The 9,271-nt window shown below is 70.7% G+C and carries 12 protein-coding genes; 2 read left to right on the top strand and 10 right to left on the bottom strand.

Annotated elements, in window-relative coordinates:
- Positions 1 to 185, top strand: a 185-nt coding sequence (locus tag NH2_RS21270) for an AMP-binding enzyme (protein WP_439951774.1), incomplete at its 5' end; no start/stop codon positions are given.
- Between the two features lie 150 nt (positions 186 to 335).
- Positions 336 to 950: a dihydrofolate reductase family protein gene (locus NH2_RS21265; RefSeq protein ID WP_067657154.1), complete on the top strand. Its 615-nt coding sequence runs from the start codon at positions 336 to 338 to the stop codon at positions 948 to 950.
- Here NH2_RS21265 and NH2_RS21260 read toward each other — a convergent pair.
- The 10 genes from NH2_RS21260 to NH2_RS21215 all read right to left on the bottom strand — a co-directional run bounded on the left by NH2_RS21260 (position 925) and on the right by NH2_RS21215 (position 9,143).
- A complete protein-coding gene (locus NH2_RS21260; protein ID WP_067657151.1) occupies positions 925 to 1,641 on the bottom strand; it encodes a siderophore-interacting protein in 717 nt (238 codons plus the stop codon). The two genes, NH2_RS21265 and NH2_RS21260, sit on opposite strands and share 26 nt — an antisense overlap.
- An 87-nt stretch (positions 1,642 to 1,728) precedes the next feature.
- Positions 1,729 to 2,229 carry a GNAT family N-acetyltransferase gene (locus NH2_RS21255; RefSeq protein ID WP_067657148.1) on the bottom strand — a complete coding sequence of 167 codons (501 nt, stop codon included), beginning with the start codon at positions 2,227 to 2,229 and terminating at the stop codon, positions 1,729 to 1,731.
- Positions 2,230 to 2,292: 63 nt separating this feature from the next.
- Positions 2,293 to 2,733 carry a DUF4189 domain-containing protein gene (locus NH2_RS21250; protein WP_245650694.1) on the bottom strand — a complete coding sequence of 147 codons (441 nt, stop codon included), beginning with the start codon at positions 2,731 to 2,733 and terminating at the stop codon, positions 2,293 to 2,295.
- 113 nt (positions 2,734 to 2,846) lie between these two features.
- A complete protein-coding gene (locus NH2_RS21245; protein ID WP_067657142.1) occupies positions 2,847 to 3,212 on the bottom strand; it encodes a metal-sulfur cluster assembly factor in 366 nt (121 codons plus the stop codon).
- Positions 3,209 to 3,670, bottom strand: a complete 462-nt coding sequence (sufU, locus tag NH2_RS21240) for a Fe-S cluster assembly sulfur transfer protein SufU (RefSeq protein ID WP_067657139.1) — start codon at positions 3,668 to 3,670, stop codon at positions 3,209 to 3,211. Before sufU ends, NH2_RS21245 begins: the two co-directional genes overlap by 4 nt.
- A gap of 3 nt (positions 3,671 to 3,673) precedes the next feature.
- A complete protein-coding gene (locus tag NH2_RS21235) occupies positions 3,674 to 4,930 on the bottom strand; it encodes a cysteine desulfurase (RefSeq protein ID WP_067657136.1) in 1,257 nt (418 codons plus the stop codon).
- A 1-nt stretch (position 4,931) separates the two neighbouring features.
- A complete protein-coding gene (gene sufC, locus NH2_RS21230) occupies positions 4,932 to 5,702 on the bottom strand; it encodes a Fe-S cluster assembly ATPase SufC (protein WP_067657133.1) in 771 nt (256 codons plus the stop codon).
- A gap of 32 nt (positions 5,703 to 5,734) precedes the next feature.
- A complete protein-coding gene (sufD, locus tag NH2_RS21225) occupies positions 5,735 to 6,910 on the bottom strand; it encodes a Fe-S cluster assembly protein SufD (RefSeq protein ID WP_067657130.1) in 1,176 nt (391 codons plus the stop codon).
- Positions 6,910 to 8,367: a Fe-S cluster assembly protein SufB gene (gene sufB / locus NH2_RS21220; RefSeq protein WP_067657127.1), complete on the bottom strand. Its 1,458-nt coding sequence runs from the start codon at positions 8,365 to 8,367 to the stop codon at positions 6,910 to 6,912. The genes sufD and sufB overlap by 1 nt, the downstream gene beginning before the upstream one ends.
- Positions 8,364 to 9,143 (bottom strand): helix-turn-helix transcriptional regulator, encoded by a 780-nt coding sequence (locus NH2_RS21215; protein ID WP_067657200.1) that lies wholly within the window; start codon positions 9,141 to 9,143, stop codon positions 8,364 to 8,366. The genes sufB and NH2_RS21215 overlap by 4 nt, the downstream gene beginning before the upstream one ends.
- Between the last annotated feature and the right edge of the window lie 128 nt (positions 9,144 to 9,271).

The following is a 9,271-nucleotide window of genomic DNA, read 5'->3' as shown; positions in this document are numbered from 1 at the left end:
ACCGCTCAGTACAGCCCACCCCCGGCGCCGAGCCCGGCCCCGCGCTCGCCGAGGAGCTGCGCGGCTACCTGCGCGAGCGGATCGCGCACTACAAGGTGCCGCGCACGGTCGACTTCTCCGACGATCTGCCGCGGACGCCGACCGGAAAGCTGGTCAAGGGCAAGCTACGCGCCCGGTACGTGTGATCCGCCGGTGCCTCGGCCCGGGCGCCTCTCTCGAGGATTCCCGCACCCGGTGCAGAGATCTCCGAACACATCCCGCTACGGTCCGCGGTCGATGAATCGGCGCTCCCCGGCCCGTCGGTACTGATGACCGGACCGAGGAGGAACCACACCATGACGATCGTGATCGCCGATATCACCATGTCCCTGGACGGCTACGTGACCGGAGCGGGCGCGGGCCCCGGCCGCGGGCTCGGCGACGCCGAGGAGCTGCACACCTGGGTGACCGAGCGGGACGAGGTGGACACCGAGATCCTGCGCGGCGCCACCGCCGCCAGCGGCGCGGTGATCATGGGCCGCGGCCTCTACGACGTGGTCGACGGCCCCGGCGGCTGGACCGCCGAGATGGGGTACGGCGCCCAGGAGGCGGGCACCCCGCCGTTCTTCGTGGTCACCCGCGCGGCTCCGGCGGAGAGCAGGCTGGTGCGCGAGCTGGGGCTGCGCGTCACCTTCACCGATTCCCTGCCCTCGGCGATCGAGCGGGCAGGCGCGGTGGCCGGGGACGGCGCGGTGGTGCTCATGGGCGGCGGCGAGCTGATCGGCCGGGCACTGGAGGCCGGGCTGGTGGACGAGCTGCGGCTGCACCTGGCGCCGCTGGTGCTCGGCGGCGGCACACCGCTCTTCCGGCCCGGCACCCGCCGGCACTACCGGCAGCGGCAGGCACTGCCGTCCAGCAATGCCTGCCACCTGGTCTACGAGCGGATCACTTCCAGTACGCCTGGTACTTGATCGACTCCTTGCCCAGCCCGTGCTTGGTCTTGAGCGTCTTCACGATGGAGCGCGTGCTGCGGCCGTCGCACGCCACCCAGCCGAAGGTGCCCTGCTTCAGGATGATCCCCTCGGCGGCCTCGCGCAGCAGCCTGCCGTCGTCCACCCGCTGCACCCAGGTGACCTCGTGCCGCGGGCCCGCGTGCACCGGGAGCGTCGGGTCGGACTCGTACTGCCACTCCAGCCACACCCGCGCGGGCGTGTCCCCGATGGCGCGCAGCAGCGAGTTGACGGCGGGCAGCGAGGCGGTGTCGCCGAAGAGCACGAATTCGGCGGGCACCGGCTCCGGGATCGTGAAGTTGGAGGCACCGATATTCTTCATCGCCGACGCTTCGAGCACCTCCCCCACCTGCGCGTTCTCCGCCCACACCGAGGCGGGGCCATGGTGCAGCGCGAACTCGACCCCGAAGGTCTCGTTCTCGACGTCCTGGTCGACCAGCGTGTAGCCGCGCTGGCGGAAATTGCCCTTGCCGTCGTCGAACCAGATCCGGATCCACTGGGTCGGATGCACCGGGTAGTCGGCGAGCAGCCCGGGTGCGTGGAACCCCACCCGGATGTACTTGTCGGTAATGGCGCGGACCGAAGTGACGGTCAGCTTGTAGTTGTCCGCACGGTAGGCCTTCATCATCAGGCCCTCGAGTCCCTTGCTCATAAAGTCAGGTTAGCCTAACCATCGGCGTGGGGAGAACATCGTCGCCGCCCTCTCGGCGCGATGGCTGATTGCCGCGCGGCGCGGGACTCAGATGGCCTGCAGGTACCAGTCCACCCGATCGTCCCCATCGGTGGCACTGTGGCTGTAGCGGAACCGCGCCCGCCGCGCCACGGCGACCGAGGGGGTGTGCCCCGGGTCCACCCGGATCACCGCCTCCTCGACCGTGCCGAGCGCGGCCAGATACCGGCAGCCGAGGATGACGGCCCGGGTGGCCAGGCCGAAACCGCGCCGCTCTGGGTACACCCCGTACTCGATACTGGCCTGCCCCTTGGCCAGGTACGGCCGGGTCAGCCGGATGTCGAGCAGCCCGATCAGCTCCGCGGCCGGGAGCTCGGTGACGGCGAAGAGCCGGGCCGGGCCGTCCTCGGCCCAGGCCGCGGCGCTGTCGGCGAAGTGCTCGGCCGCCGAGTCCCCGGCGCCGAGCTCCGGCCAGAGCCGGATCAGCGCGGAGTCGGCTCCGGCGAGGTGCGCCGGGACATCGGTCACCGTGATCGGGCGCAGGGCGATCACACCATCGGAAACCAGCACGGAACCATGATCGGCAACCGCGCGACGTACAAGCAAACCGACCCCCTTCCCGGGCGGGTCGGGTCAGAGCGCGTTGCGGGTGCAGGCGGAGGTGCTGAGCACCGCGGGGCGCGGCGAGGCGCTGCCGAGATCGGGGAACGGCGGGGCGGTTTCGCCGAGCCCGGCGATGGCCGCGGACTCCGCCTCCGGCCGCGAGGGCGCCGCGGCCCAGCCGAACCGCCCGTCCGCGCCGCGCGCGACGGCGGCGCAGCCATCGGCGTACTGCAGCACGATCCGGCAGTCGTAGACCCCGCAGTTCTTGATCGCCTCGGCATCGGCGGCGACCCAGCTCCGCTGGTCGGTCGAGATGGCGACCACGCCGGTGGACTCGGAGAGCGAGACCGTCCCGTAGTAGAGCCCCCTTGGCGGCACCGCCACGGCCGGGGCGGACATGCCCGCACCGAGCAGCGCCGCCGTGGTAGCGACGACTCCGGCGACCGACCGGGAAAGCGGCGGCAGCGACACGGGACGGACCTCCAGCTCAGCGGCCCCTCACCGACGAGAGGCACCGCGAGAATCATCCTCGCGGTGCTCCCGGTTGTCCAGCGGCGGAAAGTACTGCCGCGCAGAACCTTCGATCAGACGGTGAAGCCGAGCGCGCGCAGCTGCTCGCGGCCGTCGTCGGTGATCTTGTCCGGCCCCCACGGCGGAATCCAGACCCAGTTGATCTTCAGGTCCTCGACCAGCCCGCTGCGCACCAGCGCATTCCGGGACTGGTCCTCGATGACGTCGGTGAGCGGGCAGGCGGCGGAGGTCAGCGTCATGTCGAGCACGGCGACGTCCTCCTCCACCCTGAGCCCGTAGACCAGCCCGAGGTCGACGACATTGATGCCGAGCTCGGGGTCGACGACATCGCGCATCGCCTCCTCGAGATCCTCCAGCAGCTTGCTGTCCTCGGCCGAGAGCGCGGCCTCCGGCGTGGTGGTGTCGGGTGTCTCGGTCATGACCCGCTTCCCTTCGATTGCTGATCCTCGATGCGCACCACCGCGTCCTTGAACGCCATCCAGCCCAGCAGGGCGCACTTGACGCGGGCGGGGTACTTGGCGACCCCGGCGAAGGCGATGCCGTCGCCGATCACATCCTCGTCGCCCTCCACGGTGCCACGGCCGGAGATCATCTCGCTGAACGAGTCGACCACCTTCATGGCCTGCTGCACCGGCAGCCCGATCACCTGGTCGGTGAGGACCGAGGTGCTGGCCTGGCTGATCGAGCAGCCCTGGCCGTCGTAGGAGACGTCGGCGATCTCGCCCGCGTCGTCGATGGCGACCCGCAGCGTCACCTCGTCGCCGCAGGTCGGGTTGACGTGGTGCACCTCGGCGCCGTAGGGCTCGCGCAGCCCGCGGTGGTGCGGATGCTTGTAGTGGTCCAGGATCACTTCCTGGTACATCTGCTCCATGCGCATGGCTTATGCAACCCCGAAGAACTCGCGGGCCTTCCGCACCGCCGCCACCAGTGCCTCCACCTCGTCCAGGGTGTTGTAGATCGCGAACGAGGCGCGGGCGGTGGCCGCGACGCCGAAGCGCCGGTGCAGCGGCCAGGCGCAGTGGTGCCCGACCCGGATGGCGACGCCCTGGTCGTCCAGGATCTGCCCGACGTCGTGCGCGTGGATGCCGTCCACCACGAAGGCGACCGCGCCACCGCGCTCCACGTTCTCCGTCGGCCCGATGATCCGCACGCCCTCGATCCCGGAGAGCCCGGCCAGCGCCGCGTCCACCAGCGCGTGCTCGTGCGCGGCGACGGCCGCCATGCCGACGGCCTCCAGGTACCGCACCGCCGCGCCCAGCCCGACCACCTGCGAGGTCATCGGCACACCCGCCTCGAAGCGCTGCGGGGGCGGGGCGTAGGTGCTGCGCTCCATGGTGACGGTCTCGATCATGGAGCCGCCGGTGATGAAGGGCGGGGTCTCCTCGAGCAGCGCGCGGCGGCCGAAGAGCACGCCGACACCGGACGGGCCGAGCATCTTGTGCCCGGAGAAGGCGGCGAAATCCACGCCGAGCGCGCGGAAGTCGACCGGGGCGTGCGGCACCGACTGGCAGGCGTCGAGCACCACCAGCGCGCCGACGGCCTCGGCCCGCCGCACCAGCTCCTCGACCGGCGTCACGGCCCCGGTGACATTGGACTGATGGGTGAAGGCGACCACCTTGGTGGCGGGCGAGAGCTCCAGCGAGTCCAGGTCGATCCGGCCGTCGTCGGTGACGCCGTACCACCTCAGGGTGGCCCCGGTGCGCCGCGCGAGCTCCTGCCAGGGCACCAGGTTCGCGTGGTGCTCCAGCTCGGTGATGACGATCTCGTCGCCGGGCCCGACGTGGTACGGAAAGCGGTCGTCGGCGAAGGCGTAGGTGACCAGGTTCAGCGATTCGGTCGCGTTCTTGGTGAAGACGATCTCCCCGGCGTCCACCCCGACGAAGCGCGCGATATCGGCACGCGCCCCCTCGTAGGCGTCGGTGGCCTCCTCGGCCAGCTGGTGCGCGCCCCGGTGCACCGCCGAGTTCCGGGTCACGAGGAACTCGCGCTCGGCGTCGAGCACCGCATCCGGGCGCTGCGCCGTGGCCCCGGAATCCAGGTACACCAGCGGTTTTCCATCGCGCACCGTGCGGCTCAGGATCGGGAAGTCGGCCCGGATCCGTGCCACGTCGAGCACGCGCTCGGGTGCTGCGGTCATATCAGGCTCCGGCGGTCGCGGTCTGGGTGAAGCGGACGTAGCCGCCTGCGTCCAGCTCGTCCGCGAGCTCGGCGCCGCCCTCGGCGACGATCCGGCCGCCGACGAAGACGTGCACGAACTCCGGCCGGATGTAGCGCAGGATGCGGGTGTAGTGCGTGATCAGCAGCACCCCGCCGTTCTCCTGCTCCTGGTAGCGGTTGACGCCCTCGGAGACGATGCGCAGCGCGTCCACGTCCAGGCCGGAGTCGGTCTCGTCCAGGATGGCGATCTTCGGCTTCAGCAGCCCGAGCTGCAGGATCTCGTGCCGCTTCTTCTCGCCGCCGGAGAAGCCCTCGTTCACGCTGCGCTCGGCGAAGGCGGCGTCGATCTCCAGCGAGCTCATCGACTCCTTCACCTCCTTGACCCAGTGCCGCAGCTTGGGGGCCTCGCCGCGGACGGCGGTGGCGGCGGTGCGCAGGAAGTTCGACACCGAGACGCCGGGCACCTCGACCGGGTACTGCATGGCGAGGAAGAGCCCGGCGCGGGCGCGCTCGTCCACCGTCATGGCGAGCACGTCCTCGCCGTCCAGGGTGATCGAGCCGGAGGTCACGGTGTACTTGGGGTGACCGGCGATGGCGTAGGAGAGCGTGGACTTGCCGGAGCCGTTGGGCCCCATGATGGCGTGCGTCTCACCGGAGCTCACGGTGAGGTTCACGCCCTTGAGGATCTCCTTGCGCTCGCCCTCGGGGGTCGTGATCTCGGCGTGCAGGTCCTTGATTTCCAGGGTGGTCATCGAATGTCCTTCGGGGGCTGTGGGGTCGGGTGTCAGGCGCCGATGGCGGCGAGCTCGGCCTCGATGGCCGCCTCCAGCCGCTCCCGCACCTCGGGGACCGCGATCTTCTGGATGATCTCGTGGAAGAAGCCGCGGACCACCAGGCGGCGCGCGACGTCCTCCGGGATGCCGCGGGCGCGCAGGTAGAACAGCTGCTCGTCGTCGAAGCGGCCGGTGGCCGAGGCGTGCCCGGCGCCGAGGATCTCGCCGGTCTCGATCTCCAGGTTCGGCACCGAGTCGGCGCGGGCGCCGTCGGTGAGCACCAGGTTGCGGTTCAGCTCGAAGGTGTCGGTGCCCTCGGCCGCCGCGCGGATCAGCACGTCGCCGACCCACACGGTGCGGGCATCGCCCTTCGGCGAGTCCGGATCACCCTGCAGCGCGCCCTTGTACATGACGTTGGACTTGCAGTTCGGCACCGCGTGGTCGACCAGCAGCCGCTGCTCGAAGTGCTGACCCGCGTCGGCGAAGTACAGCCCGAGCAGCTCGGCGTCGCCGCCGGGGCCCGCGTAGCGCACGGTGCCGGTGAGCCGCACCAGGTCGCCGCCGAGCGTGACGGCGGTGTGCCGGAGCGTGGCGTCCCGGCCGAGCAGCGCGTGGTGCGCGGTGGCGTGCACGGCGTCGTCGGCCCAGTCCTGCACCGCGACCACGGTGAGCCGGGCGCTGTCGCCGAGCACGAACTCCACGTTCTCCGCGTAGGTCCCGCTGCCGCGCAGGTCGATCACCACGGTGGCGGCGGCGAAGTTGCCGAGCCGCACCTGCAGGTGGCCGTAGGCGGTGTGGCCTTCGCCCGGGCCGGTGACCGTCACGGTGACGGGCTCGGCGACCTCGACCTCGGCGCCCACCGACAGCACGGTGGCCTGCTCGAAGCCGGAGTACGCCTGGGCGGCGACGCGATCGGCGGGCGTGCCCGCCTCGCCCAGCCGGGCATCGTCCCGGCCGACGGTCTCGACGGTCACGCCGTCGACCGGCGTCACCGCGACCGTCGCGCTGCCGTCCCTGGTCGCGCTGCCGTCGTGCAGCCCGCGCAGCCGGCGCATGGGCGTGAACCGCCACGCCTCGTCGCGGCCGGACGGCACCTCGAAGGCGTCCACGTCGAACGACGTGAAGACCTCACCCTTGTTGACCGCCGGACGCACCTCGACGGCCTCTGCCACGTTCTCGGCGGGCATCAGCCGACCGCCCCTTCCATCTGCAGCTCGATCAGCCGGTTCAGCTCCAGCGCGTACTCCATGGGCAGCTCCTTGGCGATCGGCTCCACGAAGCCGCGCACCACCATGGCCATCGCCTCGTCCTCCGTGAGGCCGCGGCTCATGAGGTAGAAGAGCTGGTCCTCGGAGACCTTGGAGACGGTCGCCTCGTGGCCCATGGTCACGTCGTCCTCGCGGATGTCGACGTAGGGGTAGGTGTCCGAGCGGCTCACCGTATCCACCAGCAGCGCGTCGCATTTCACCGTGGACCTGGAGCCGTAGGCGCCCTTGTTCACCTGGACCAGGCCGCGGTAGGAGGCCCGCCCGCCGCCGCGCGCCACCGACTTCGAGACGATGTTCGAGGAGGTGTGCGGCGCCAGGTGCAGCATCTTCGCGCCGGTGTCCTGGTGCTGGCCCTCGCCGGCGAAGGCGATGGAGAGCACCTCGCCCCTGGCGTGCTCGCCGGTCATCCAGACCGCCGGGTACTTCATGGTGACCTTGGAGCCGATATTGCCGTCGACCCACTCCATGGTCGCGCCCGCCTCCGCCTTGGCCCGCTTGGTGACCAGGTTGTAGACGTTGTTCGACCAGTTCTGGATGGTGGTGTAGCGGCAGCGGCCGCCCTTCTTCACCACGATCTCGACCACCGCGGAGTGCAGCGAGTCGGACTTGTAGATCGGCGCGGTGCAGCCCTCGACGTAGTGCACGTAGGCGCCCTCGTCGACGATGATCAGGGTGCGCTCGAACTGCCCCATGTTCTCGGTGTTGATCCGGAAGTAGGCCTGCAGCGGGATGTCCACGTGCACGCCGGGCGGCACGTAGATGAAGGACCCGCCGGACCACACCGCGGTGTTCAGCGCGGAGAACTTGTTGTCGCCCGCCGGGATGACCGAGCCGAAGTACTCCTGGAAGATCTCCGGGTGCTCCCTGAGGCCGGTGTCGGTGTCCAGGAAGATGACGCCCTGCTGCTCCAGGTCCTCGCGGATCTGGTGGTAGACGACCTCGGACTCGTACTGCGCGGCGACGCCGGCGACCAGCCGCTGCTTCTCCGCCTCCGGGATGCCGAGCTTGTCGTAGGTGTTCTTGATGTCCTCCGGCAGGTCCTCCCAGGAAGCGGCCTGCTTCTCGGTGGAGCGCACGAAGTACTTGATGTTGTCGAAGTCGATGCCGTCGAGCTGCGAGCCCCAGTTCGGCATGGGCTTGCGGTCGAAGATGCGGAGCGCCTTGAGGCGGGTCTCCAGCATCCACTCCGGCTCGCTCTTCTTGTCCGAGATGTCGCGCACGACGGCTTCGGAGAGGCCGCGCCGCGCGGCGGCGCCCGCCGCGTCCGAATCGGCCCAGCCGTAGCCGTAATTCCCCAGGGACGCGATGGTCTCCTCCTGCGTCAGGGGGACCTGCACAGCGTCGAATTCGCGGCTGGCCGCGGGGGTCGTCGTCATTCGGCACTCCTTCCGGAGTTCTCGGTAGTGACCGCCGCGGGCTGGGCGGCGGTGGCTTTCGGTGCGCGTACGAGCAGCGGAACGTGGGTGGTGCAGGCGCAGTCGCCGTTGGCGATGGTCGCCAGGCGCTGCACGTGGGTGCCGAGCAGCTCCCGGAAGGCGGTCAGCTCGGCCTCGCACAGCTCGGGGAACTCCTCGGCGACGTGCGCGACCGGGCAGTGGTGCTGGCAGATCTGCACCCCCGCGCCGACCTTCCTGGTGGTGGCCGCGAAGCCGGCCCCCGCGAAGGCGCCCGCGATCTCGCCGGCCTTCTCCGCGATCTCACCGGCATCGCGCCGGTCGTCGGGCGCCAGCGGCTCGACCTCGCCCACGATGGCCTCGACCCGATCCCGGGCGAAATCCCGGATGGCCTGCTCGCCGCCGAGCGTACGCAGCCGCCGCATGGCGGCGCCGGCCAGGTCGTCGTAGGCGTGCCCCATCCGGCCGCGGCCCGCCGCGGTGAGCTGGAACTGCTTGGCCGGGCGGCCGCGGCCCTTCTGCTGCCACGGAGCCGAGCGGCTGGCCCGCGCCTGCCCGGACTCGATCAGCGCGTCCAGGTGCCTGCGCACCCCCGCGGGGGTCAGGCCGAGCCGGGTGCCGACGGCGGTGGCCGTGATCGGCCCCTCCTCCAGCAGCAGCTGCACGATGGCCGCGCGAGTCTGCCCCTCGACCGGGACAGCGGCGGGCGCGGCGCCGGCCGGGCGGCCGGTTCCGTCGTCGTCGTTCCGCAAATCCACGGTTTTCACAACACAAGTGTGGCGGAATTACGTCCCGAAATCTAATAAGGGTGCCCTGAGCTGCCGCATCGCCGCTGCGGGCGGACCCGCCATTAAGGTGGTCAATCGCCCGATTCGCCCGATTTTTC

It is taken from the genome of Nocardia harenae NBRC 108248 (assembly GCF_001612885.1).
In the GTDB taxonomy this organism is placed as follows: Bacteria; Actinomycetota; Actinomycetes; order Mycobacteriales; family Mycobacteriaceae; genus Nocardia; species Nocardia harenae.
The sequence above is the reverse complement of the archived record's forward strand: the minus strand, read 5'-3'. Positions and strand labels throughout refer to the sequence as shown.

What these genes read in the sequence shown, in the direction of transcription:
- NH2_RS21260 (WP_067657151.1), bottom strand. Translation starts at nt 1,641, where the DNA reads ATGAGCAAGGGACTCGAGGGCCTGATGATGAAGGCCTACCGTGCGGAC.
- NH2_RS21265 (WP_067657154.1), top strand. Translation starts at nt 336, where the DNA reads ATGACGATCGTGATCGCCGATATCACCATGTCCCTGGACGGCTACGTG.
- sufC (WP_067657133.1), bottom strand. Translation starts at nt 5,702, where the DNA reads ATGACCACCCTGGAAATCAAGGACCTGCACGCCGAGATCACGACCCCC.
- NH2_RS21235 (WP_067657136.1), bottom strand. Translation starts at nt 4,930, where the DNA reads ATGACCGCAGCACCCGAGCGCGTGCTCGACGTGGCACGGATCCGGGCC.
- sufD (WP_067657130.1), bottom strand. Translation starts at nt 6,910, where the DNA reads ATGCCCGCCGAGAACGTGGCAGAGGCCGTCGAGGTGCGTCCGGCGGTC.
- NH2_RS21245 (WP_067657142.1), bottom strand. Translation starts at nt 3,212, where the DNA reads ATGACCGAGACACCCGACACCACCACGCCGGAGGCCGCGCTCTCGGCC.
- sufU (WP_067657139.1), bottom strand. Translation starts at nt 3,670, where the DNA reads ATGCGCATGGAGCAGATGTACCAGGAAGTGATCCTGGACCACTACAAG.
- sufB (WP_067657127.1), bottom strand. Translation starts at nt 8,367, where the DNA reads ATGACGACGACCCCCGCGGCCAGCCGCGAATTCGACGCTGTGCAGGTC.